Source organism: Streptomyces sp. RLA123 (assembly GCF_056270165.1).
The window spans coordinates 2,881,049-2,904,602 of record NZ_JBWDOR010000003.1 but is presented as its reverse complement, the minus strand read 5'-3'; the positions used below and the strand labels follow the sequence as shown (position 1 = coordinate 2,904,602).

At 72.8% G+C, this 23,554-nt stretch carries 20 protein-coding genes and 2 pseudogenes; 9 read left to right on the top strand and 13 right to left on the bottom strand.

Annotation, left to right across the window (positions count from 1 at the left end; genetic code table 11):
* Nucleotides 1–31: 31 nt before the first annotated feature.
* Nucleotides 32–934, bottom strand: a complete 903-nt coding sequence (locus RV983_RS12935) for an AurF N-oxygenase family protein (RefSeq protein WP_475985938.1) — start codon at nt 932–934, stop codon at nt 32–34.
* A gap of 52 nt (nt 935–986) precedes the next feature.
* Here RV983_RS12935 and RV983_RS12930 point away from each other — a divergent pair, with 52 nt between their 5' ends.
* Nucleotides 987–2,066 carry a ferritin-like domain-containing protein gene (locus RV983_RS12930; protein WP_475985937.1) on the top strand — a complete coding sequence of 360 codons (1,080 nt, stop codon included), beginning with the start codon at nt 987–989 and terminating at the stop codon, nt 2,064–2,066.
* A 20-nt stretch (nt 2,067–2,086) separates the two neighbouring features.
* Here the strand turns inward: RV983_RS12930 and RV983_RS12925 are convergent, their stop codons facing one another.
* Nucleotides 2,087–3,553 carry a penicillin-binding transpeptidase domain-containing protein gene (locus RV983_RS12925; RefSeq protein ID WP_475985936.1) on the bottom strand — a complete coding sequence of 489 codons (1,467 nt, stop codon included), beginning with the start codon at nt 3,551–3,553 and terminating at the stop codon, nt 2,087–2,089.
* The gene (locus tag RV983_RS12920; RefSeq protein ID WP_475985935.1) at nt 3,550–4,950 is read right to left on the bottom strand and encodes an FtsW/RodA/SpoVE family cell cycle protein; all 1,401 of its coding nucleotides are present in this window, start codon (nt 4,948–4,950) and stop codon (nt 3,550–3,552) included. Before RV983_RS12920 ends, RV983_RS12925 begins: the two co-directional genes overlap by 4 nt.
* 95 nt (nt 4,951–5,045) lie before the next feature.
* Here RV983_RS12920 and RV983_RS12915 point away from each other — a divergent pair, with 95 nt between their 5' ends.
* The 3 genes from RV983_RS12915 to RV983_RS12905 all read left to right on the top strand — a co-directional run bounded on the left by RV983_RS12915 (nt 5,046) and on the right by RV983_RS12905 (nt 7,745).
* Nucleotides 5,046–5,726: a pentapeptide repeat-containing protein gene (locus tag RV983_RS12915; protein ID WP_475985934.1), complete on the top strand. Its 681-nt coding sequence runs from the start codon at nt 5,046–5,048 to the stop codon at nt 5,724–5,726.
* Nucleotides 5,727–5,819: 93 nt separating this feature from the next.
* Nucleotides 5,820–6,407, top strand: coding sequence for a pyridoxamine 5'-phosphate oxidase family protein (locus RV983_RS12910; protein ID WP_475985933.1), 588 nt, complete (start codon nt 5,820–5,822; stop codon nt 6,405–6,407).
* Between the two features lie 165 nt (nt 6,408–6,572).
* A complete protein-coding gene (locus tag RV983_RS12905; RefSeq protein ID WP_475985932.1) occupies nt 6,573–7,745 on the top strand; it encodes a transglycosylase family protein in 1,173 nt (390 codons plus the stop codon).
* 62 nt (nt 7,746–7,807) lie between these two features.
* Here the strand turns inward: RV983_RS12905 and RV983_RS12900 are convergent, their stop codons facing one another.
* Together RV983_RS12900 and RV983_RS12895 are read right to left on the bottom strand one after the other, a co-directional pair.
* The gene (locus RV983_RS12900) at nt 7,808–8,254 is read right to left on the bottom strand and encodes an SRPBCC family protein (protein WP_475985931.1); all 447 of its coding nucleotides are present in this window, start codon (nt 8,252–8,254) and stop codon (nt 7,808–7,810) included.
* Between the two features lie 97 nt (nt 8,255–8,351).
* Nucleotides 8,352–9,413, bottom strand: coding sequence for an ATP-grasp domain-containing protein (locus RV983_RS12895; RefSeq protein ID WP_475985930.1), 1,062 nt, complete (start codon nt 9,411–9,413; stop codon nt 8,352–8,354).
* Between the two features lie 295 nt (nt 9,414–9,708).
* Between RV983_RS12895 and RV983_RS12890 the strand changes: the two genes are divergently transcribed.
* On the top strand, nt 9,709–10,722 hold the full coding sequence (locus RV983_RS12890; protein WP_475985929.1) for an alpha/beta fold hydrolase: 1,014 nt from the start codon (nt 9,709–9,711) through the stop codon (nt 10,720–10,722).
* Between the two features lie 70 nt (nt 10,723–10,792).
* Here RV983_RS12890 and RV983_RS12885 read toward each other — a convergent pair whose 3' ends face one another.
* Together RV983_RS12885 and RV983_RS12880 are read right to left on the bottom strand one after the other, a co-directional pair.
* Nucleotides 10,793–11,497 (bottom strand): 4'-phosphopantetheinyl transferase family protein, encoded by a 705-nt coding sequence (locus tag RV983_RS12885; protein ID WP_475985928.1) that lies wholly within the window; start codon nt 11,495–11,497, stop codon nt 10,793–10,795.
* Nucleotides 11,494–11,925 carry a RidA family protein gene (locus RV983_RS12880; RefSeq protein WP_475985927.1) on the bottom strand — a complete coding sequence of 144 codons (432 nt, stop codon included), beginning with the start codon at nt 11,923–11,925 and terminating at the stop codon, nt 11,494–11,496. The genes RV983_RS12885 and RV983_RS12880 overlap by 4 nt, the downstream gene beginning before the upstream one ends.
* 155 nt (nt 11,926–12,080) lie before the next feature.
* On the opposite strand from RV983_RS12880, the gene RV983_RS12875 reads away from it, so the two are divergent.
* Nucleotides 12,081–12,296 carry a DUF6296 family protein gene (locus RV983_RS12875; RefSeq protein WP_475985926.1) on the top strand — a complete coding sequence of 72 codons (216 nt, stop codon included), beginning with the start codon at nt 12,081–12,083 and terminating at the stop codon, nt 12,294–12,296.
* Between the two features lie 228 nt (nt 12,297–12,524).
* On the opposite strand, the gene RV983_RS12870 is transcribed toward RV983_RS12875, so the two are convergent.
* Nucleotides 12,525–13,040: an FBP domain-containing protein gene (locus RV983_RS12870; RefSeq protein WP_475985925.1), complete on the bottom strand. Its 516-nt coding sequence runs from the start codon at nt 13,038–13,040 to the stop codon at nt 12,525–12,527.
* A gap of 116 nt (nt 13,041–13,156) precedes the next feature.
* A pseudogene (locus RV983_RS12865) lies at nt 13,157–13,300 on the bottom strand (S1 family peptidase); the annotation flags it as partial.
* A 257-nt stretch (nt 13,301–13,557) separates the two neighbouring features.
* Here RV983_RS12865 and RV983_RS12860 point away from each other — a divergent pair.
* From RV983_RS12860 to RV983_RS12850, 3 genes are all read left to right on the top strand, one after another.
* Nucleotides 13,558–14,571 (top strand): terpene synthase family protein, encoded by a 1,014-nt coding sequence (locus RV983_RS12860; protein WP_475985924.1) that lies wholly within the window; start codon nt 13,558–13,560, stop codon nt 14,569–14,571.
* Nucleotides 14,572–14,672: 101 nt separating this feature from the next.
* Nucleotides 14,673–15,671 carry a LuxR family transcriptional regulator gene (locus RV983_RS12855; RefSeq protein WP_475985923.1) on the top strand — a complete coding sequence of 333 codons (999 nt, stop codon included), beginning with the start codon at nt 14,673–14,675 and terminating at the stop codon, nt 15,669–15,671.
* Between the two features lie 254 nt (nt 15,672–15,925).
* Nucleotides 15,926–19,684, top strand: coding sequence for a S8 family serine peptidase (locus tag RV983_RS12850; protein WP_475985922.1), 3,759 nt, complete (start codon nt 15,926–15,928; stop codon nt 19,682–19,684).
* Nucleotides 19,685–19,768: 84 nt separating this feature from the next.
* Here RV983_RS12850 and RV983_RS12845 read toward each other — a convergent pair whose 3' ends face one another.
* From RV983_RS12845 to RV983_RS12830, 4 genes and pseudogenes are all read right to left on the bottom strand, one after another.
* On the bottom strand, nt 19,769–20,626 hold the full coding sequence (locus RV983_RS12845; RefSeq protein ID WP_475985921.1) for a serine hydrolase: 858 nt from the start codon (nt 20,624–20,626) through the stop codon (nt 19,769–19,771).
* A 206-nt stretch (nt 20,627–20,832) separates the two neighbouring features.
* Nucleotides 20,833–21,459: pseudogene (locus tag RV983_RS12840) on the bottom strand (alpha-ketoglutarate-dependent dioxygenase AlkB); the annotation flags it as partial.
* Nucleotides 21,460–21,496: 37 nt separating this feature from the next.
* Nucleotides 21,497–22,390: a sigma-70 family RNA polymerase sigma factor gene (locus tag RV983_RS12835; protein WP_475985920.1), complete on the bottom strand. Its 894-nt coding sequence runs from the start codon at nt 22,388–22,390 to the stop codon at nt 21,497–21,499.
* A gap of 121 nt (nt 22,391–22,511) precedes the next feature.
* Entirely contained in the window at nt 22,512–23,228 is a 717-nt protein-coding gene (locus RV983_RS12830) for a DUF2470 domain-containing protein (protein ID WP_475985919.1), read from the bottom strand.
* Between the last annotated feature and the right edge of the window lie 326 nt (nt 23,229–23,554).

The window sequence follows — 23,554 nt, the reverse complement described above, 5'->3', positions numbered from 1 at the left end:
GAACGCCAGCGTATCGGGCCCGCCCGCCGTCCTACCCGAGAAGGCCCGAGCTGCGCCACATCCGGCGTACTCCGCGGCCCTCGAACATGCCGACCTCCTCCAGGAAGTCCATCAGCTTCTTCGCCGCCTGCCGCATCACGTCGCGCCGGTGCGGGCTGGTGCGGGCCAGCTCGGCGGCGTACCGCGGGTCCAGTCCCACCGACGCGTACACCTGCGGGCTGATCAGCGACCGGGCGATGACCCGGGCCGCCTCGGCGGAGGCGACCCGGGTGAAGGCCAGTTCCCAGCGCGGCGCGGTGGCCATCTGGCGGCGCAGTTCCTCGCGGGCGTAGCGGATGTGCCGGGCCTCCTCGACCACGTGGATGCGGGTCACGCCGCGGGTCAGCGGCTGCACGCGCTCGTCCGGGAAGGTCAGGCGCTGCATCCAGTCGAGGATCTCCTCGGCCAGCAGGGTGCCCGTGAACGCGCCGGGTGTGGTGGAGACGGTCTTGAGCACCCGGCCGAGGTTGTGGTCCAGCCGGGTCGGCCGGTAGACGGGCGTGCCGAGCCGGGTCACCAGCCGCGCGAACATCTTCGAGTGGCGGCACTCGTCCGCGATCTCGGTCAGGGCATAGCGCACGTGCCCGCTGGTGGGGTCCAGGTCGTAGGAGTGCCGCAGCAGCAACTGCATCAGGATGATCTCGAACCAGATGCCGATCGAGGCCAGCGAGGCGGCTTCGTGCCGGCTCAGCTCGATCCGCTGCTCCTGCGACATGTGCTTCCACAGCGGGGTGTCGTACAGGGAGACCAGCTCGGGGGGCCAGAACCACCCGCCGTCCTCGAAGGGGGCGTCCCAGTCGAGCTCGGTGTCCGGGTCGAAGGAGTGCTTCGCGGAGGCTTCGAGCAGCCGCTCCGCCACTTTTTCTCGCGTTGCGAGAGGGGTGCCAGCGGTCATTCTCTTATGAGACTGTGTGTCAGCAAGCTCGTCAAGAGTCGGGGAGGCGCCAATGACGTCGCAGGAGCACCTGTGGGAGATCCCGGCCTCCGGAGCGGCCCGCTTCTCATGGGATTACGACGACGGGCGCGACCGGCTGCTGGCCCTGTACCAGAAGGGCAAGGACAAGCAGTGGGACGCGGTGACCCGCATCGACTGGGACATCGAGGTCGATCCGTACGACCCGCTCGGCGTCCCGGACCGGAACCTGACCGTGTACGGCACGTCCCACTGGGACAAGATGTCCGAGCAGAACAAGCGCGACCTGCGCCGCGCCTACGCCTCCTGGCAGTTCAGCCAGTTCCTCCACGGCGAGCAGGGAGCGATGGTCTGCGCCGCCCGCATCGTGGAGTCGGCCCCGGACCTGGACGCCAAGTTCTACTCGGCCACCCAGACCATGGACGAGGCCCGGCACGCCGAGATCTACTCGCGCTTCCTGCGCGAGAAGGTCGGCATGGTCTACCCGATCAACGACTCGCTCCAGGCGCTGCTCGGCGACACCCTGCGCGACTCCCGGTGGGACATGCCCTACCTCGGCATGCAGGTGCTCATCGAGGGCCTGGCCCTGGCCGCCTTCGGAATGCTCCGCGACACCACCGACAAGCCGCTGCCCCAGCAGATCCTCGCCTACGTCATGCAGGACGAGGCCCGGCACGTGGCCTTCGGGCGGATGGCGCTGCGCGACCACTACCGGCAGTTGTCCGACGCCGAGCTGCGCGAGCGCGAGGAGTTCGTCATCGAGGGCTGCTACCTCATGCGGGACCGGCTGCGCGGCGCCGAGGTGCTGGAGGACTTCGGCATCCCGCGCCAGGAGGCCGAGGAACTGAGCGAGCGGTCGGAGTACCTGCAGCTCTTCCGGAAACTGCTGTTCAGCCGCATCGTGCCGTGCGTGAAGGACATCGGCCTGTGGGGCGAGCGGCTGCAGCGCGCGTATGTCGACATGGGCGTCTTCGAGATGGGCGACTCCAACCTCGACCTGCTCATGGCCCAGGACGAGGAGATCGCCGAGAAACTCGACGCCGAGCGCTTCGCCAAGGAGGAGGACGAGCGGGTCGCCGAGGTCGCCGGCACCATCGCGCTCGGACGGGAGTGAGACCCGGCGGCGCGTGACCGTCAGCCGAGGCCCAGCACCGCCTCCATCACCGCGCGGGCGACCGGCGCCGCGTTGCCGCCGCCGCTGATGTCCGCGCGGTCCGCCGCGGCGTCCTCGACGACGACCGCGACGGCGACCCGCGCGGGGCCGCCGGCGGAGTCCTTGGCCCAGGCGATGAACCAGGCGAAGGGGGTGCCGCGGTTGTTCTCGCCGTTCTGCGCGGTGCCGGTCTTGCCGCCCACCACGGCGTCCGGGATGGCGGCGTTGCCGCCCGTGCCCGACCGGACCACCTCGGTCATCATGGTCTGCATGTCCCGGGCCACCACGGCGTCCATCACCTGCCCGTAGGCCCGGTCGCCGGTGAGCGCGACCGGCAGCCCGGAGCTGTCGGTGGTGCGGTCCACCAGATGCGGGTACATCAGGGTGCCGTCGTTGGCCACCGCCGCGGCGACCATCGCCATCTGCAGGGGAGTGGCGCGGGTGTCGTACTGGCCGACGGAGGACAGGGCCAGCTGCGCGTCGTCCATGCGGCGGTCGAAGACGCTGACCGCGGCGTGCGAGGGGATGCCGAGGGAGTCGTCGTTGAAGCCGAAGGCCTCCGCCGTCTCCCGCATCGCGGTCAGGCCGACGTCGTCGCCGAGCTTGCCGAAGACGGTGTTGCAGGAGATGGCGTACGCGTACAGCAGCGGCGCGTCCTTGCAGTCCTCGGCGTCCGACTCGTTGCGCAGCAAAGTGGTCGAGCCGGGCAGCGCATAGGGATTGGGCGAGTCGGTGGGTTCCTCGATGTCGGTGATCGTGCCGCTGGTCAGCGCCGCCACGGCGGTCACCGTCTTGAACGTCGAGCCCGGCGGGTACGTCTGCCGCAGCGCCCGGTTGAGCATCGGCTGGTCGCGGTCGGAGGTGAGCAACTGCCACGCCGCGGCCGCCCGCGGACCGGCGCCGGCGATCCGCCCGGGGTCGTACGAGGGGGCGCTCACCAGCGCCAGGATCCGGCCCGTCAACGGGTCGAGGGCGGCGACCGCGCCCTTCTTGCCACCCAGGGCCTCGTACGCGGCGCGCTGGGCGGCCGGGTCGATGGTGGTTCGGACGTCGCCGGCGGCCTGCGGCTGCCGGGTGATGGCGTTCCACACCGGCAGGGTGGCCAGTTGCGGGGAGGTGCCGGAGAGGATGGCGTCCTCGGCCGCCTCCAGCAGCGTCGTGCCGTACGTCTGGGAGGCGAAGCCGGTCACGGGCGCGTACAGCGGGCCGTCGGTGTAGGTGCGCTCGTAGCCGAGCGGGCCGTCGGTGGGGCGGGAGCCGGTCACCTTGTGCTTGCCGACGTAGATGTCGCCGCGCGGCCGCTCGTAGCGGGCGATGGCCACCCGGCGGTTGGCCGGGTTCTCGTTGTACGCCGGGGCGCTGAAGACCTGGAGGCGGGTGGCGTTCACCAGGAGCGCGACGAAGAGCAGCATGCAGAAGGCGGCGGCCCGGCGGGCGTGCGGGATCACCCCGGCACCGCCGGGACCGGGCCGGGACCGGGCCGCCGGGCGGTGTCGCTGAGCAGCACCAGCAGCGCGACCATCACCCAGTTGGTGACGACGGAGGAACCGCCCTGCGCCAGGAACGGCATCGGCATGCCGGTGAGCGGGATCAGGTCGGTGACGCCGCCCGCGATCACGAAGACCTGGAGTGCCCAGATCGCGGCCAGCCCGATCGCCAGCAACCGCCCGAACGGGTCGCGGATGGCGAGCCCCGCGCGGTAACCGCGCGCCACGAGCAGCCCGTAGAGCAGGAAGAGCGCGGTCAGCCCGGTCAGCCCCAGTTCCTCGCCCGCCGTGGCCAGGACGAAGTCGGACTTGGCGGCGAAGCCGACGAAGACCGAGTGCCCCTCGCCCAGGCCCGTCCCCAGCAGGCCGCCGGCCGCGAACGCGAACAGCGACTGCGCCAGCTGCCCCGGCCCCAGCCCGTCCTCGATGCTCGCGAACGGATGCAGCCAGTCCTGTACCCGGGAGTGCACGTGCGGTTCGAGGGAGCCGACCAGGAACGCCCCCGCGCCCGAGAGCAGCAGGCCGATCGCGATCCACCCGGTCCGCCCGGTCGCGACGTACAGCAGGATCACGAACAGCCCGAAGAACAGCAGGGAGGTGCCCAGGTCGCGCTCCACCACCAGCACGCCCACGCTGATCGCCCAGACCGCCAGCAGCGGCCCGAGCACCCGGCCGGTCGGCAGCTGCAGCCGCCGGAAGCGCCAGATGTGGCGGCCGGTGTAGGCCAGCGCGCTGCGGTTGTCCGCCAGGTACGCGGCGAAGAACACCGCGAGCAGCACCTTGGCGAACTCCCCGGGCTGGAAGGACAGTCCCCCGAACCGGATCCACAGCTTCGCGCCGTTCACGGCGGGGAAGAGGATCGGCGCGATCATCAGCGCGAGCGCGGCCACCACGCACACGTACGCGTACACGGCCAGCACCCGGTAGTCCCGCAGCGTGAGGACCACCAGGAGGAACAGTGCGACGCCGGCACCCGACCAGACCAGCTGCGCGGGCGCGGCGGCGTCCGGGGTGGACAGGTCCAGGCGGTGGATCAGCACCAGGCCCAGGCCGTTGAGCAGCACCGCGATCGGCAGCAGCAGCGGGTCGGCGTACGGCGCCCGCAGACGGACGGTCAGATGCGCCAGCAGCGACAGCGCCCCGAGGGCGGCCCCGTAGCCCGCGGCGCCGGGCGGCAGGGTGCCCTCCCTGGCCAGGCCGACGTTGCAGTAGCCGTACACCGAGATCAGGACCGCCGCGCACAGCAGTCCCAGCTCCACGCCGCGGCGGCGGTACGGAGGCGCACCGGGCCCGGGCTCCTCCAGGCTCCGCCGGGGGGACTCCCACTCGGGCGAAGCACTGGGGGAGGGTGCACTCATGGGCGAAAGGTATCAAAGACAGACGATTCGCCCCTTGTGTTCGGTTCCTTTCGGGTCCTCCGGTCGCTGTCGGTGGCGGCGGTTACCGTGAGGCCATGACCCACAAGGTGCCGACCTCCTTGTCCGAGCTCCCGTACGCGCATGTGCTGGAGCCCTTCGCCGAGTCGCGGCTCTTCGTCGAAGAGCGGTACGACACGCTGCATTTCGCCGGGCTCACCCTCGACGACCAGGACGCGGGCGGCGCCCAGTTCCTCGAATGCGCCGTCACCGACTCCGTCCTCAATGGCGGCAGCCTGCGCCGCGGGCGGTTCAACGAGGTGTGGCTCCAGGGCGACCGCTTCGTCGGCACCTCGTTCGCCGAGACCAACTGGACCGACGTCACCGCGGACTCATGCGTGTTCGCCGGGGCCGAGGCCTTCGGGGCGGTGCTGCGGCGCGTGGTCTTCCGCCGCTGCAAGTTCGACTCGGTCAACCTGCGCAGCGGCTCGCTCCACGAGGTCGTCTTCGAGGACTGCGTCCTGCGCGACGTCGACCTCGGCGGAGCGCGGCTCAAGAAGGTCTCCTTCCCCGGCACCCAGCTCGAACGGCTGCGCATCGGCCACGCGGAACTCGAGGCCACCGACCTGCGCGGGACCACCCTCCTCGACATCGCCGACGGCCACGAGGCCCTGCGCGGCGCCGTCATCGGCAGCGCCCAGCTGCTGGACCTCGCGCCGGCGCTGGCCGCCGCGCTCGGCATCGAGGTCCGCGACGACGACCGGGGCCCACGGCGCTGAGGTCCGCGCCGGCGCGCACCGCAGGGGCGGGTTCACGCCGACACCGCGGGAGCACGACCGCGGAATCCGCGCCACCGCCGGAGAATCGCGGGCATGGGAAAGACATACGCACGCATCGACGGGCGCCTGCGCGCCTTCATCGAAGAGCAGAAGATCTTCTTCACCGCCACCGCGCCGCTGTCGGGCGAGGGCCGCGTCAACCTCTCGCCCAAGGCCCTCGACGGGTCCTTCGCCCTCCTCGACGACCACACCTTCCTCTACGCCGACCTCGGCGGCAGCGGCGCGGAGACCATCGCCCATCTCAGGGAGAACGGCCGCATCACCCTGATGTGGTGCGCCTTCACCGGCCCGCCGGCCATCGTGCGCGTCCACGGGCGCGGCGAGGCGGTGCTCCGTGACGACCCGCGCTGGGACGCGCTGGTCCCGTACTTCTCCGACGACGTCCGCAAGCGGACCGATGTGCGCGCGATCATCGTCGTCACCGCGGAACGCATCAGCGACAGCTGCGGGTTCGCCGTGCCGTACCTGGACTTCCGCGAGGAGCGCGATCTGCACACACAGCGCTTCTCACGTGAGACCGACGAGTCCTTCAACGACTACTGCGCCGCCAAGCCCCATGTCGGTGTCAGCCTCGACGGGCTTCCCGGCCTCCCGCTCCCGCTGCCTCCCCGCACGTCGTGACCTGCCGCGCCCGCCGTGCCGGTGCGGGCGCCGGGCGAGGCAAGTCGGCGCGGGGCGGTTGTGGTTGGGGCGCACAGGCGATTCCCGAACGCGCTCTTGCGGCGACAAGATCACTCTGTCGTACTTGTACGGCCGTATGTCCGGAACCTGAGAGGTGGTCGCCCCATGCCCGTACGAGGTCGCCACCGCAGACCCCAGCCGCCCGGCCGCCTCTCGCAGATGTCCGTGGCCGTGACAGCCGCGTCCGGTGCGGGGCTGGCGCTGCCGCTGATCGCCGCGACCGGCGCGGGGGCGGCGACCGCCGGCACGTGGGACAAGGTCGCGCAGTGCGAGAGCAGCGGCAACTGGAGCATCAACACGGGCAACGGCTACTACGGCGGGCTGCAGTTCACGCCGGCGACGTGGAAGTCGTTCGGCGGGACGAAGTTCGCCTCACGCGCCGACCTGGCCACCAGGGACCAGCAGATACGCGTTGCCGAACGCGTGCTGGACGGGCAGGGGCCCGGGGCATGGCCGGTGTGCTCGCAGCGCGCGGGGCTGACGCGGGGCGGGCCGGAGCCGCGGACGGGGATCCCCGCACAGAAGAAGACGCGGATGGAACGGCCCCCCGCGCACGATCAGGTGACGAAGCATCAGAACGGCGCGCCCGACGGGAACGAGACCTCGTACCGGGTCGTCAGCGGGGACACCCTCTCCGGCATCGCCGAGGAGCGGGACGTACGCGGCGGCTGGTCGCGGCTCTACGACGCCAACCGCCCGGTCGTCGGGGCCGACCCGGACCTCATCTTCCCCGGCCAGGAACTGGCGCTGCCCGGCGCGGCGAGCAAGGCGGCGCCGCGCACCAAGCCGCCCGCGAAGTCCGGTACGAAGGCCGGACCCGCGGCGAAGCCGAAGCAGAAGCCCGCGGTGAAGGCCAGGCCCGCGGCCGCCGCCACCGCGTTCGTGGCACCGGTCAGCGGATCGATGGGCACCCCCTACCACCGGGCCGGCGCGCACTGGGCCAGCGGCTACCACACAGGGCAGGACTTCACCGTGCCCACCGGGACCTCCGTCAAGGCCGTGGCCGCCGGCACCGTCGTCGAGTCGGGCTGGGGCGGTGCGTACGGCTACCAGGTGGTGATCCGGCACGCGGACGGGATGTACACGCAGTACGGCCATCTCTCGTCGCTGACCGTACGGGCCGGGCAGACGGTTTCCGCGGGACGGCAGGTGGGCCGCTCCGGATCGACGGGCAACACCACCGGACCGCACCTGCACTTCGAGGTCCGCACCGGCGAGGGGTACGGGACCGACGTGGACCCGGTGTCCTACCTGCGCCGCCACGGGGTGCGGATGTAGCGCGGCGGGGCGGCCCGTGCGGACCGCCCCGCGGCACCCGCCGCACGTCACGTCACACCACGTCAGCGTTCGCGCTCCACCAGGTCCTTGAAGCGTTGCAGGTCGTCGCGGATCGTCCGTTCGATCGCGCTGACCTGGGCGAATCCCTTGGGGCCGCCGAACGCCTCGCGCACCTCGCCGGCGTCGTACTCCATGCGGACCTGCACCCGGCTGTGCTGCTCGTCGATCGGCAGGACCGAGCATGTCCCGCTCATCTCCGGGGTGCCGCTGGTGCGCCAGGCCATCTCACGGGTCGCCCCCCGCGCCTGCGGCCGGTCCGAGATCTCCGTGTCGATGGAGGCGTCATCGCCTCCGCCGCGGGCCACCTCCAGCCGCGCTCTGCTCTCCCCCTCGGCCGTGGCGTCCAGGACGCCGCCGACGAACTGCGGATACTCGCCCACGCTGTGCAAGTGCTTCCACGCCACCTCGGACGGAACGCCGAGGTCGATCTGTTCCTCGAGTCTGCTCATGGACTGCCACCTGCCTTCCTCCCTCCAGCCTGCCCCCGCGGCGTCGCCCCCGCCACGTTGCCGGAAACTGCCCCGGGCGGCCCGGGGCAGTGACGGGTCAGGCCACGCTGCCCACGGACTCCGGCGTGACGGTCGCGGCCGTCGTCGGCATCACGGCGGGCACGATGTCCGGGACCTCGGTGACCGCCTCGGTCACCGCGACCCGGCCGCCGAGGCGCGGTGCGGCGATCAGGCCCGCGTCGCCGTGGAGCAGGAGGCGCACGGCGGCCCAGGGCAGGTTCACCCCGGTGAAGGCCGTCTGGAAGATTCCGGCGGAGGGCCGGGGATTGGCCTCCAGCAGGACCGGCTCCCCGAAGCGGTGCCGCAGTTGCACATTGGACAGGTATGCCAGGCCGAAGTGGGCGACCAGGCGACGGGCGATGTCCGTCATCACCGGGTCGTCCAGCAGCAGCCGGTAGCGGCCGTCCTTGGCACGCGGGATCGCGGCGAGCAGTTCGCCGCCACGGGTGGACAGGCAGTCGACGCTGATCTCGGGCCCCTCCAGGTAGGGCATGACGATCAGCGGGGGCACGGACTCGCCCTCCTCCGCGGCCTGCTTCATCGCCTGGGCGACCGCGTCGACCGAGGCCATGGGACGGGCCGGGGCCAGCAGGTCGCGCAGGACCATCGGCCGGTCCTCCAGGATGCGGAACCCGAAGGCGGAGAATTCGCCCGCGGGCTTGAAGCAGAGCGTCTCGCCGGTCGACGACAGCTCCTCCACGGCCGTCCGCAGCCCGTCGGCGTCCCCCACCACCCGCCACGGTGGCACCGGGATGCCCGCGGCGAGCGCCTCCTCATAGGTACGGCTCTTGCTGGTCAGCACCTTCACCGAGCGCGCCGGCGAGCACATCAGCCGTGTGCCTACGGCCGCGAACTCGTCGGTCAGGCCGGCCAGCGCGCTCAGCCGCCGGGGCGGGATGAGCACGTCGATCGCGTGCCGGCGGCAGAAGTCGAGGGCGAATCGGGCGTACACCGGGTCGGCGACGTGCCGGGGTTCGACCTCGGCCACGTCGCACGCCGCGAGCGCGGCCGCGGTGGGATCGACGTTGGTGCCGTAGATGCGGACATCCACGGCATCGGGGTTCCCGCGCAGCATGGCCATCACCTGTGCGGTGGCCACCCCCGCGCTGCTGAGCCATATTCGGAGGGCTATCGGAACGCTCCCCTCAGTGCAGGGACGGCCGACCCGTGGACATGCAGGCATGCTGCGGCACGGGCTTCCGCCGTTCGGGATCATGTGTGAGGCGGATCATACTGCCGTTCGATGACGTCGGTGTTTCCGGTCCGCGGAGCGTACGGAAAGGGGGAACGGCGCGCAGTCACCCGCTCGCCCCACGGGGCGAGCGCCGCGGGAACGGCGGGCGAACGCTGGAAGGCGACCTCCATCCCTTCCGCGAAAGAGGGACGAACCCGCCATGGACATCGACACCGATCCGATCCCCCGCACCCCGCCCCGCCCCCGCCGCATACCCACGGCCGCGCCCCTGACCGCGGTGCTCGCCGCGGCGGCCCTGGCCGCCCTGGCCGCCGGACCCGTCGAGGCCTCCGCGGCCCCCGGCGACGGCCCCACCGGCGGCGGCAAGCCGACCGTGGTGCTCGTGCACGGCGCCTTCGCCGACGCGTCGAGCTGGGACGAGGTCGTCCGCCGCCTGGAGAGCGAGGGGTACGACGTGATCGCCCCCGCCAACCCGCTGCGCGGCCTGACCAACGACTCCACGTACATCGCCAGTGTGCTCAGGAGCATCAAGGGCCCGATCGTGCTGGCCGGCCACTCCTACGGGGGCGCCGTGATCAGCGACGCGGCCGCCGGCAACCCCCATGTCAAGGCGCTGGTGTACGTCTCCGCCTTCATGCCGGACCGGGGCGAGACACTCGCCGCACTGGGCGCGAAGTTCCCGTCCACCCAGCTGGGCAACGCCCAGCGCACGGTGCCCTACCGCGACGCGACGGGCAGCGGCGTCGACGTCTACATCCGGGACTCCAGCTTCCGCAACGTCTTCGCCGCCGACCTCCCCGCGGCACAGGTCCGGCTGATGGCCGCCGGGCAACGGCCCATCGCCACGACCGCCTTCACCCAAGCGGCGACCGGCGCTGCCTGGCGGACCGTGCCGTCCTGGGCCCTGGTCGCGACCGAGGACCACGCCATCAACCCCGCCCTCGAACGCTACGAGGCCGAGCGCGCCGGCTCCCGCACCGTCGAGGTCGACTCCTCGCACGTCGCGATGCTCTCCCACCCCGACGTGGTGACCCGGCTCATCCGGGAGGCCGCCGCCTCCACCACCGCGCCCGCCGCGGCGACCTCCGGCGCCCCCGCCCTGGCCGACACCGGCTGGCGCGAGACGATCGTGACGGCCATCGGCGGCATCGCGGGCGCCGCGCTCATCATGGGCGGCGTCTTCCTCGCCCTGGCCCGCAAGTCCCGCGGCTGACCTGTCCCTGCTCCGGTGGGCGGGTGTGGCCGTACGACGGCGGGCACCCGCCCGTCGCCGCGCCCCGCCGTCAGTGCTCGCGCACGGCGATCGCGGCCATGTGGCCCGCGCCGGCGGCCACGTCGTGGACGCGCCAGCCGGCGGGTCCGGCCGGCGGGGTGGGAGCGGTGCCGAGGTAGTCGGCGGAGGGGGCGCGGGACAGGCCGGTGCCCAGTGCCTTGAGGTACGCCTCCTTGCGGACCCAGGCGCGGGCGAAGGCGAGCGCGCGTCCCGGCTCCGCGAGGGCCTCGAGTTCGGCGACCTCGCGGGGGTGGAGCGACTGCCACACGCCGTCCGGGGCCGTCCCGCGGGGCACCTCCTCCACGTCGGCGCCGACCGTGGCCGCGGCGAAGGCGAGCAGCGACAGACCGCGGGTGTGCGAGAGCGAGAAGTGCGGCGCGCCCTCCGGCACCGCGGGCCGGCCGTGGGGGCCGCCGCAGGTCGGGCAGGTCTCGCGGACGAACGCCACCGCGCCGGGGGCCGTGCCGAGCTGGGCGCCGAGCAGCATCCGCAGTGCGACGTGCGCGGCCACGTAGGCGTCCCGGTCGCGGTCGAAGTGGAACGCCGCCGCGCGCCGGCGTTCCTCGGCGTCGAGCATGTCCGGCGCGAGCCGGGCGGCGCGGGCCGCGGTGGCGGCGGTGTCCACCAGCCAGAGCCGGGGCGGGCCGCCGGGTGCGGGTGGCGCCGGTTCGGCGGGCGGCGCCCCGGGGTCGAACAGCTGCGGGAGAAGCGTCACGGCCGGTCCGCCGCGCTTGTGGCGTCCCGCACGTCCCGCACGATCGCGAACGCCTCGACCTCCAGCAGCAGCTCGGGCCGGAAGAGGGCGGCCACCTGCACCGCGGTGCTGGCCGGGGGGCGAGCGGTGTCGATGTGGGCGTCCCGCGCCCGGCGCACGGCGGGCAGGACGGCGACGTCCGTGACGAAGAAGGTCAGTTTGACGACGTCCGTCCAGTCCGCGCCGGCCGCCGCCAGGCAGCGCCCGAGGTTCGCGAACACCTGGCGGGCCTGCGCCGCCGGGTCGCCGGGGCCGACCACCTCGCCGTCGGCGTCGACCGCGATCTGCCCGGAGATCGCCACGAGGCGGCCTTCTCCCATGACGACGTGGCTGTAGCCGTTGCCGGGGGCGACCCCGTCCGGCGCGGCGATGTGGGTGAGGTGCGACATCGGGTTCCCCCCTGGGACGTACGACGTGTGGCGACGGTCCATGATCCCGCACGGCGCCGCGCGCCCGCCATCGGCCTACGTCACAGTCGGTGTCATGGGGGAGTGATTCTCTGGGCATAAATGGTCATAAGGTGCGGAGACAGGAGGTTCCCCACATGTCCCACTCCGAAACGTACGAACTCACGTTCCCCGTTTCCGGTGACACCGTGGTCGTCCGGCGCACCGAGCGCAAGGGAGCCGGAGGGCATCCCGTATACAGCGACGACACCGGCATCGTGCAGGCGGAGATAAGCGACCGCGGCGAGGTCCGCATGCTCGCCACCGGCGGGCACCAGCGCCCGGACATGCCGTCGTGCTCCAGGCCGCACTGATCGACGGCGGCGGACGCCACGGAAGTGGCGGCCGTCCCGGAAAACGCCGCCCGTCGGGCCCCCGTCCGGCCGGAGCGCCGCCCGCACCCTCCCCGCGGCGCCCACCACCGGAGGCCGCCCGGCGGGCGTGCCCCTGTCCGTGACCGCGGCTTCGCCGCCCCGGTCGGTCCCGGCCCCCATCTCACCGCTGACGTCGGGCGCCGGGCTGCGCCGGCCGGCCTGCGACGGTCAGGCCGGTGCCTGCGCGCCGTCGAAGACCTTGTCCAGGAAGCCCGCCAGATGGGCCCGTGCGCGCTCCACGCGCTCCTCGGGCGTCAGGGTCTCCTCCATGCGCCGCACCAGGGCCGAGGTCCTCTTGCCGCGTATGTACAGCGAGCAGGCGAGGTCGGCGCAGATGTAGGTGCCGACGGTGTTGCCCTGGCGGCCGGCGGGGCCGACCTTCGGGGCGGCGAGCAGGTCGACGCCGGACCCGGCGTGCGAGGTGAGGCAGATCGAGCACAGGCTCGTCCTGAGCAGGCTTCTGCGCGCGGCGGAGGGCGACCGCATCGACAGGCCCACCATGCGGCCGTGCCGCTCGGCGACCAGGTACCCGCGGTCCGGGGCCCCGGGGTCGCGCCACCCGAGGAAGTCCAGGTCGGCCCAGGGCAGCTCCGCCAGGTCGCGCGGCAGGTTGGCCCGGCGCGCCTCGCCCTTGGAGCAGTTGACGAAAGCGTCGCGGATCTCGGTCTCGGTGAGCGGGTCCATGGTGCCGGAAGCTAACACCGGCGCTCGGGGGCTGTCGCGGGAATTTCGGCGGAGCGGCGGGCGGTGCCGGGCGTCCCCCGCGGGACCGCCCGGCACCGTCGCCACCCGGTGTGTCCGCCGATCTCGGCCCCGTACACCTGGAGCGCGTCCATGACCGGCGGGAAGAAGGTCTCCTCGCCGCTGCCGCAGTCACCGCTGCCGCCCGAGGTCAGGCCGAGAGCGGTGCTGCCGGAGGCGCCCCCCGGCCCGCCCGTGCCTGCCCCGGCTGCGCCGGCGCGCGGGCGTGGGCGCAGGCCGGAGCCCGTCGGTGTCCGCGGCGGCGGCGGGTGTCCGGGGCCGCCGGAGCGTTCCCGCGGCGTCCCGCGAACTCCCGGCCCGCTCCGCGTAATTCATGGCCAAAGCCCACGCTTTTCCTGCGTGATTCCGGCGTTCCGGCACCGGGGCGCGGGTATGAGCCGGTCGGTGGGGATGGCCGAAAAGCATTCCTGGCCCGATGGGCGGGCCGGGAGGGGGGCACGTGGTGGACAAGGCGACGGCGTACGCATGCACGCACACTCCGGCACCGGAGGCCCTCGCGGACACCCTGCCGGTCCCGGCCTCGGCGGCGGTCCGCATTCCGGGGCCCTCGGCGTTCAACTCCGCGCTCCGGCAGGTCGAGCCGCAGGTCGCGGCCTGGGCACGGCGCACCGGGCTGCTCTCACAGCGGACCGCGGAGCAGGCCCGCCGCGAACGGCACGCGGCCATGGCCGCCCATGTGTGGCCCTGGGCACCGGCCGGCAAGCTCACCGAACTGGCCCGGCTGACCCTGTGGATGTTCGCCGTCGACGATCGCAGCGACGCCCTGACGCGGGACCCCGCGGCGGTCCACACCGAACTGGACGCCATGGCCCGCACCGTCACCCTCGCGGCACCGGCCGCCGCGGCGACGGCCCCGCCGGCCGTCCGCGCCCTGGCCGACGTCGTGCCGCGGATCGGCACGGCCATGGGGCCGGCCTGGCGCGACCGGTTCGGCGACCACCTGGTCGCCTGGCTCCGCACCAACCAGGACATGCTCCGGCACCGCTCCGACCACGCCGTGCTCACCCCGGAGGCCTACGCCGCCTGGCGGCGGGTCTCCGGCGCGACGGGCTGGTTCTTCGACCTGATCGAGTACGCCGAGGACGCGGAGCTCACACAGGCCGAGTGGTCCGCGCCCGCATGCCGCGAACTGCGCGAAGCCGCCGCCGACGTCATCGGCTGGACCAACGACCTCTTCTCGCTCGACAAGGAACTGGCGAGCGGCGAGACCGCCAACCTCGTGCTCGTGCTGCGCCACCACCGGCGGCTGCCGTTGCGCGAGGCCGTCGCCGAGGCCCAGCGCCTGCACTCCCGCCGCGTCGGCGAACTCACCGCCGCCGTCCGCGCCCTGCGCGCCGAGCCCACCACGGCCTCCCGCCGCGCCGTGATCCGCCGCTACACCGACGGCATCCACGCCTGGGCCCGCGGCTTCCTCGACTTCTCGCGCGCATCGGACCGCTACGCGGCCGGTTAGGCGCAGGTCCGAGGGGCGAGAGGCGATTTCCGGCCGACGCGGCGGCTTGTTAGGTTCGTGACCGGCTTCGGGGGCGGCAGCCGGTGACTGGGAGGGTTCTGATGGAGGATGCTGCGCCGCTCGATCTGGTCGGGGTGGACTCCGAGGCGGAGAAGGCCTATCGCCACCTGCTCGCGCGCGGCGGCGGGACCGTCGACGACGTGGTGGCGGCGTTCGGGGTGACCTCGGCCGAAGGGCTGGCGCTGCTGGAGCGACTGCACCGCTTCGGCCTGGTCAGCCGCCGTACCTCGGGGGAGTTCCTGACCGTCGACCCCCGGCACGCGCTGCGGGCGCTGGTGGAGTCACGGGAACGGCAACTCACCTCCGTACGCGACGCGGCGGGCGCGCTCGGAGCGATCTTCGACACCGCGAAGCGGGCCAGGAACGGCGGTCACGGGACCCTTGTGATCAGCGGGCCGGAGGCGGTCGGTGACCGCTACTACCGCCTGAAGCAGGCCGCGCGCGCCGAGATCTGCTCCCTGGACCGGCCCCCGTTCCTGCTGGCCCCGAACGGGCCGCTGGACGAGGCGGCCGTGGGCCGCGGCGTCCGGGTGCGCTCGGTCTACGCGGCCGCCAGCTTCGTCGCGGCCGGTGGCTGGCACGAACTCGGCAGCCTGGTGTCGCGGGGGGAGGAGGCCAGGATCACCCCGACGCTGCCGATCAAGCTGGCCATGGCCGACCGTTCGGCCGCGATGGTGTCCCTGGGTCTGGCCGCCGGGAGCGACGACTGCCTCTACACCGAGGCGCCGCCTCTGCTCGAAGCACTCTCGGAACTCTTCGAGCGCTACTGGGCGGCCGCCTCCCCGCTCGCGGGCCCTCCGGACCCCGGTGACCCGCCGCCCTCCTCGGCCGGCCCCATCGAGGAGGACCGCAAGCCCACGGACGAGGAACGCAATCTCCTCGCGCTGTTCGCGGCCGGCGTCAAGGACGAGGCGATCGCCCGGCAGTTCGGGATCTCGTCACGGACACTGCGCCGCCGTATTCAGGACCTTTACGCGGAATTGGGGACGACCAGCCGATTCGGCGCCGGCGTCGCAGCGGCGCGCCGCAACTGGGTCTGAGCACCGCGACGTTTCCTTCCGGCGGCGCATCCCCATCCATTCGCTCGCACAACCGGCCGCTAAACAGAAATAATTGACGGCACGTCATGGCCAGGAAATGTGTTCGTGGCAAAACGCGGGAATTACCGTGGGGGAACTGCCGCCTGTCCAGTTGAGGACATTGGCACTCAAGGGACATGACCTCTTCTTTACAGCGAGGCAAAAGGATGGCTGACTACGGACATCTTTCGCACGCCTAGCCTCTTGAGGTTCCCTTGCGTACACCTCCGTCCCCCAGACGCGGGCTGACCGTCGCGGTCGCCGTGCTCGTGGCGCTGACGGCCGTCGGGCCGGCCGCGTCAGCCGAGACGCGTACCGCTCCCGTCTCCGCCACCCTGGCCACCGCATCCGCCGCCGGACGCCCCGACGCCGCGGGTACCGTCACGCTGATCACCGGCGACAAGGTCGAGGTGACCGTCAGCAACGGCCGCACGACCGCGACCGTGTCCGATCCGCAGGGCAGGCCGGGCGGCGCGCACGTCATGTCGGTCGGCCCCGACACCTACGTCTACCCCGACGCCGCGCTGCCCTGGATCGCGTCGGGCGCGCTCGACGAGCAGCTGTTCAACGTCGGCGAACTGCTCAAGGACGGCTACGACGACAGCCACAGCGACCGGCTGCCGCTGATCGTCACGTACACCGATGCCGCCGCCCGCGCCCGCAGCGCGAAGACCCCGGACGGCGCGCGGAAGACCCTGACGCTCAGCAGCATCCAGGGCGCCGCGATATCCGCCGAGCACGCGCGGGCCACGGACTTCTGGTCCTCCCTCACCGGCGCCGCCGCCAAGAACGCGGCGGGGGAGCAGCCCTCCGGGCGGCTGACGGGCGGGATCGCCAAGGTGTGGCTGGACGGCAAGGCCAAGGCGACGCTGTCCGACACCACCGCGCAGATCGGCGCGCCGGAGGTGTGGGAGAGCGGGGACACCGGACAGGGCGTGGACGTCGCCGTCCTGGACACGGGCATCGACGCCGCGCACCCGGACTTCGCGGGGCGGATCGCCGCCTCGGAGAGTTTCGTACCGGGCCAGGACGTCACCGACCGGCACGGTCACGGCACGCACGTCGCCTCGACGGTCGCGGGCACCGGTGCCGCGTCCGACGGCAAGGAGAAGGGCGTCGCCCCGGGTGCCTCGCTGCACATCGGCAAGGTCCTGGACAACGACGGCAGCGGCCAGGACTCCTGGATCCTGGCCGGCATGGAGTGGGCGACCCGCGACCAGCACGCGAAGATCGTCAGCATGAGCCTGGGCGGTGACCCCACCGACGGCACCGACCCGCTGAGCCAGGCCGTGAACCGGCTCAGCGCGGAGACCGGGGCGCTGTTCGTCATCGCCGCCGGCAACTCCGGCCCGGAGCCGTACTCCATCGGCGCGCCGGGTGCGGCCGACGCCGCGCTGACGGTCGGCGCGGTGAACGGCCCGGGCAAGGGCGTGGACCAGCTGGCGGAGTTCTCCAGCCGCGGCCCGCGCGTCGGCGACAACGCCGTCAAGCCCGACCTGACCGCCCCCGGCGTCAACATCCTCGCGGCCCGCTCCCAGTACGCCCCGGAGGGCGAGGGCGCGTACCAGACGATGAGCGGCACCTCCATGGCGACGCCCCACGTCGCCGGCGCCGCCGCCCTGCTGGCGGCGAAGCACCCGGACTGGAACGGGCAGCAGCTCAAGGAAGCACTGGTCAGCACCACCGCGAGCACCCGGCGCTTCAGCCCCTACCAGGGCGGCAGCGGCCGGCTCGACATCGCCGCGGCCGTGAAGGCCACAGTGCTCGCCTCCGGGGCCGCGTTCGCGCAGGTCCAGTACCCGTACACGCCGGGCCAGACGGTCCGCAAGGACGTCACCTACACCAACACCGCCGCCGAACCGGTCACGTTGGACCTGGGCCTGATCGCGGACGACATCCCCGTCGGGCTGTTCACCCTCACCGACAGCCGGCTGACCGTGCCCGCGCACGGCACCGCCGCCGTCGGCGTCATCACCCACCTCGACCTGGCCGCGGACAACGCCGCCTACACCGCCCAGCTCACCGCCGGCGGCCCCGACGGCGCGGTCCGCGCCCGTACGCCGGTCGGCGTGAACAAGGAAGGCCGGCGCGTCAAGCTGTCGGTCACCGCGAAGGACCTCAAGGGCAGCGGCCTGGCCGGCACCCTCGTGCTGAAGGACGTCGACCGGAACACCGTTCCCAAGGTGTACACCGTCGACTCCACCGGCACCCTGGACCTCAGGCTGGTCCCGAGCAACTACGCGGCCTCGATGTACTCCGACCTCCCCGGCATCGACGGCACGCACACACTCGGCTACGGCGTGTTCTCCGCGCCGCAGGTCGATATGAGCACGGACCGCTCGCTCCGCTTCGACGCCGCGAACCTCCGCAAGGCCGCGGCGATCACACCGCAGCCGACCGCCAACAGCTTCATGCGGGTCGACCAGTACCGGTCGTACGGCGACCTGTACCCCTTCATGGACAGCTACATGCCGGAGTACTGGCGATACGACAGCCTCTGGGCGGCCCCGACGTCCAAGGTGACGCACGGCTCCTACACCTTCGCCACGCGCTGGCGGCAGATCCAGCCGCCGCTGACGCTCTCGCTGGGCTCCCAGACATACCACAGCGCCGTTGTGCAGAGCCTGTCCCGCATGCTGCCCGAGGGCAGCGCCTCGTACCGGCCCGTCTGGGCCGGGAACGGCACGGCCGCGGAGTTCGCCAAGGTCAAGGCCCGCGGCCAGGTGGCGGTCGTCCGCCGCAGCGACTCCGTGTCCGCCCCCGACCAGGCCGCGGCCGCGGCGAAGGCCGGCGCGAAGCTGCTGCTGATCCTCAACGACGGCTACGGGACGCTGGATGCGTGGGCCGACCTGCCCGACGCGGCCCCGCTGCCGGTGGCCTCGCTCGGCACCGACGACAGCATCCGTCTGCGGCACCGTCTTCTCTGGCCCGGCACGGGAGTGCTGAAGGTCGTCTCGCACCCGCACCCGCGCTACCTGTACGACCTGGTCCGGCACTATGACGGCGCGATTCCCCGGACGCTGACGTACCGGCCCGGCCCGGGCGACCTCGCCAGGATCGACGAGTCGTTCCGCGACACCAAGCAGGGCGAGGCGGTCGAGCTGCGTGACGACCTGTCCGTCGACACCCGCCGGCCCATGCTCGGCCGGCTGGTCCCGGTCGCGGCGCAGTCCACGCTCACCTCGTGGGTCACGGCGGAGCCCGGCGTCGGCTGGGTCTCGGGCGCCGGCATGGCGGATCTCGGTCAGGGCGGCCCGCCGCGCTCGTACAAGGCGCGCAGCACGTCCCGGGAGACCTGGTTCTCACCCGTCCAGCACCCGCGGCTTTTCAACGACTCGGTCCACACCGCCCCCTTCAGGGTCGGGGACGTCATGAGCCCGTCGTCGATCAGCGCTTGGGGTGACTCCGGCGGCCACGCCGGCGTCGTCTGGGCCGACGGCGACACCTCGAAGGTCTCGCTCTACCAGGGCACCCAACTGCTCGGTGAGACGGCCAACGACGGGATCTTCTCCGTCGAGGGCCTGCCCACCGAGTCGCGGCCCTACCGCCTGGTGGTGGAGGGCAAGCGCAACCTGCCGGGCCGGCCGTACTCGACCCGCACCCTCACCGACTGGGGATTCACCTCCGCCACCACGGACTACACCGTGCTGTCGCCCCTGCCGCTCATCCAGCTGGACTACGCGGTGGCCACCGACCTGTCCGGCCGGGCGGGCCGGCGGTCAGCGGTGTCCGTCACGCCCTCGCACCTCAAGGGCGCGACCGGCTCCGGCACGATCCGCACGGTGACCCTGGACGTCTCCTACGACGACGGCGCCACCTGGCACCGGACCACGGTGCGCCACAAGGGCGCGGCCTGGACGGCGTCGCTGAAGGCGCCGTCCAAGGCCCGGTTCGCGAGCCTGCGCACGTCCGTGAAGGACGCCAAGGGCAACACCGTGAGCCAGACCGTCATCCGCGCCTTCGGCCTCAAGTAGGGCCGCCGGCACGACCTGTGGGCCCCTGTTCGCCGTCGTGCGGACAGGGGCCCTGTCGTCTGCGTGCACCGGTCCGACGGGCCGTCACCCCGCGGGGCCGAGGTCCTTGTGGACGGCGCGGGCCACCGCCTCGATGGTGGAGACGCCGGAGGCCATCGTCTTGTTGTCGTGGGTGAGCACCGCGACGCTGTAGTCGTGGCCGCCGCCGGTGAAGGCGCCCAGGCTGTGTACCCGCCAGCCGTGCGTGGCGCGGGACAGCCAGCCGTTCTTGACGTGGACCACCGCGGTGGCCGGCGCACCCGCCGGGGTGCCCCAGCGCTGCGAGGCGATGACCTTGTTCATCAGCTTGAGGGTGTAGGCGCGCGCGTTGTCGTTGAGCACGGTGTTGTGCGCCGTGACCAGGTCCAGCAGCTTCTGCTCGTCGCCGGCCGTGATCTGCGTCAGGCCCCAGTAGCCGCCCGTGCCGGGCACGGTTCGGGTCATCTTCGCCGCCGACAGGAAGCCCTTGACCTTCGTCGCGCCGAGCTGGTTCCACAACGCGGTCGTCGCGTTGTTGTCCGACTGCGTGATCATCTTGGACGCGAGGCCGGTCTCCCGCGCGGTGAGATAGCGGCCGTGCTTCGTCGCGTCCCACAACAGCGTGGCCAGGACGGTGACCTTGACGGTGCTGGCGGAGTCGAAGTGCTGGTCCGCCCGCAGCGTGCACACGGAGTTCGTCGTGCGGTCGTGCAGGGACAGCGCGGTGAGGGCGGTCCTGCCCTTGAGGGACGCCGTGATGTCGCGCTGGAGCTTCGCCGCCAGCCCGGCCTTCCCCGAGACGCAGGTCACCTGGGGTGTCGCCGCGACAGCGTCCCCCGCCCCGGCCGCCACGGCCAGCGGAACCGCCAGGCCGGCGATGATCGAAGCGGCCGTGAAGCGCCGCGGTATTCGTATATGCCCCATTGGTCTCCGCCCATTCTCCGGTTGCTGACGGCCGGGTCGACTGACCAGTGTGGGCGAACGGGTGTACGGGGCGGGATGTGATGTCGGCTACGCCGGGCCTGCCGTGCGGGGGTCGGGCGGGCCCTTGGGGGCGGGCGCGGTCGGGCCCCGGCACGCGTCCTTGCGGACCCGCCGGGGCCGGGGGAGAACTGCGGCGCGCGAAACTGGCGCACGCCGCGCGGCCGGAACTGGATGCTGATCCGCGGACCCATCGCGCGCGTGCTCTTGGGCACCGCGTGCTCCCAAGTGCGCTGGCAGGAGCCGCCCATGACGATCAGATCGCCGTGTCCGAGCGGCAGCCGCATCGCCGCGGCGCCCCCGCCGCGCGGACGGAGCGCGAGATCGCGGGGATCGCCGACGGACAGGATGGCGACCATCGTGTCGTGGGTGGACGACCGTCCCGTGCGGTCTCCGTGCCAGGCGACGCTGTCGCGTCCGTCGCGGTAGTAGCAGAGCCCGGCTGTGACGAAGGACTCGCCGAGCTCGCGGGTGTAGTGCGCGTCGAGGGCGTCACGGGCCTCGTCGAGGACGGGGTGGGGCAGCGCGGCGCCCTCCCCGTAGAAGGAGAGCAGTCGCGGGACGTCGACCTCCCGCTCGTACATCTGCCGCCGCTCGGCCTTCCACGGGACGGCGCCGGCCAGCTCCCCGAAGAGCGCGTCGGCCCCCTGGAGCCAGCCGGGCAGCAGGTCGATCCACGCGCCGGCGCCGAGGACCGTCCGCCGCACGCCGTCCAGCGGGCCGAGACCGATGTCGTCGGCCTGGTCGAAGAGCGAACCCTGCAGTGGTGCGGTCATGGGTCCAGGGTAACCGCTCATCCGAACATGTGAGCTATTAATCGAACGCGGCGAGGCCGAGCCGCTCCAGCCCCTCCAGCCGCTCCGGATCGGCCAGGATGTCGATCTCCACGATCCGCCCACCGCTGATCGTCAGGCTCATCACCGCCGTCAGCCGCCCCTCCGGCGCCGTCACGATGCCGTAGGTCCCGTTGACCAGCGCGAGCCGCGTGTACGGCGCGAAGCGCCGGAACAGCATGGCCCGCCCGGCCACCGTGCGCGCCCCGCGAGCCTCCCGCGACAGCCCGAACGGGCCCGCCCCGGTGTCCGCCCGCAGCACGACGTCAGGATGGAGCAGGCCCACCAGCGCCTCGAAGTCACCGGCGCGGGACGCCGCCATGAAGGCCCCGACCACCTCGCGCTGCAACGCCAGGTCCGCGTCGGGCACCGGCGCGGAGCCCCGCACCCGGCGCCGCGCCCGGCTCGCCAGCTGACGGGCGGCGGCCGGTGTGCGCCCGACCATCGGCGCGATCTCCTCGAACGGCACCGCGAACATGTCGTGCAGCACGAACGCGAGCCGCTCCGCGGGCGACAACGTCTCCAGCACCACCAGCAACGCCAGTCCCACGGAGTCCGCGAGCAGCGCCTCGTGCTCCGGGTCCCCGGGACCGTCCTGCGGCGCCACCACCGGATCGGGCACCCGGACCTCCAGCGGCTGCTCGCCCCGCGAGGTCCGTGAGCGCAGCATGTCCAGGCACACCCGGCCGACCACCGTGGTCAGCCAGCCGCCCAGATTGCCGATGCCGTCCGCCCCCGTGCGGCTCAGCCGCAACCACGCCTCCTGCACCGCGTCGTCGGCCTCGCTGAGCGAGCCCAGCATGCGGTAGGCCACCGCCCGGAGCTGCGGCCGCTTCTCCTCGAAGCGCCGGGCCAGGAACTCGTCGTCGTCCATCGGTCCCCATCCTTGGTCGCGTTCCGTCAGTGCGATGACGAAGCGTCGCGGGCGGATGTGACAGGGGGAAGGCCTCCGGGCCCGCGAGCTTCGGGCCGGCGACCTTCGTGGGCGCCGCTGCTCACCACCCCGACATCAGATGGCCGAGGTGGGAGGAGCGGCGCGCTTCGCTGAGCAGCGCCTGGATGCGGCCTCCGGCCTGGTCGGCGCTGTCCAGCGGCGTGGCGAACGGCAGCCGGACGTCGCGGTGGACGCGGGGGTACTCGATGCGCAGGGTGATGCCGTACCGGTCGACGGCCAGGGGCACCACGCGCTGTGCCCCGGGCGCGGGCAGCGGTCGCACCAGGCGCATCAGCAGCGGTACGAGCTCCTGGTGGTCGTCGACCAGATGCGTGAGCATGCCCGCCTCGCAGGTGGCCAGGGGGTCGGCGGCCGCGGCGACCAGTTCCTCCAGCTCGACCGCGCTCCGGCCGTCCGCGGTCTCCAGGACCGCCTGGGCGAACTCCATGCACTGGCTGTCGCCCGCGTCGGTGCGGTAGGCGGCGGCCAGCCGGCCGGTCACCGTGACCCGGGCGCGCACCCGCTCGCGGACCGGGGTAGGGGCGACGTCGGTGAACTCCAGGGCGGCGGGAACGGATCCGGGGCGGGGGAGGGCCGCCTCCAGAGGGTGCAGATGAAGGTGGCCCGCCAGGTCGGCGGCGGTGAGCCGGGAGACCTCGGCGCGGCCGCGGGCGGTGACCACGGTCATCGAGTGCGCCGAGGCCAGGACCGACCGGATGCGCTCGGCGCCGGACGGCTGCACGGGCGCGGCGAGGGCGGTGTGGAACATGCTGCGCATCCGGATCTCCACTCACGGGGGCTGGCTTAGGTTTGCCTAACCTAACCCACGCGGGGAGTCTTTGCCCGCGCAGCCGCTCGGTGTCGGCGGAGGCCGCGCCGGGGACACCGCCGTCCCTGTCCGATGCCCCCCGGGATTCCGTACGGACACGGGCGCCTCGATTCGGCGCCGGTTCCCCCGTGTCCCGTGTCCTCCGAACCCCCGCGCCCCACCCGTCCGTTCGCCGCGCGCGGCCGCCAACGGGACTTGGTTGTCCGGGGCTTCGCCCAGCCTGCCGGCGAGACCACCGCTCCCCGCCCTGGTCCGAGTGCGCGTCCCCGCCCCCG